The following is a 264-nucleotide window of genomic DNA, read 5'->3' on the forward strand; positions in this document are numbered from 1 at the left end:
TGGGCAGTACAACACGACCTCCATCCCGACCTTCATCCAGCATGCGGCGGTGGCAGCGCTGGAGCAGGGCGACGCGTTCATCCGCACGATGGTCGGCCGCTGCGTCGAGAGCCGTGCCATCCTGGTGGAGGGGCTGTCCCGGATACGCGGCGTGACGGTCGTCCCGCCGGAAGGCGCCTTCTACCTGATGGTGCGGGTCGATACGGGGGAGACCAGCCTCGACCTCGCCTTCAGGTTGCTGCGCGAGGCCAAGGTGGGCGTCGC

1 protein-coding gene is annotated in these 264 nt (G+C 68.6%); it reads left to right on the forward strand.

The window, feature by feature from the left end:
- Positions 1-264, forward strand: a 264-nt coding sequence (locus J5474_RS22575) for an aminotransferase class I/II-fold pyridoxal phosphate-dependent enzyme (RefSeq protein WP_209364265.1), incomplete at both ends; no start/stop codon positions are given.

The sequence above is a fragment of the Sagittula salina genome (assembly GCF_017813235.1).
GTDB classification, from domain to species: Bacteria; Pseudomonadota; Alphaproteobacteria; order Rhodobacterales; family Rhodobacteraceae; genus Sagittula; species Sagittula salina.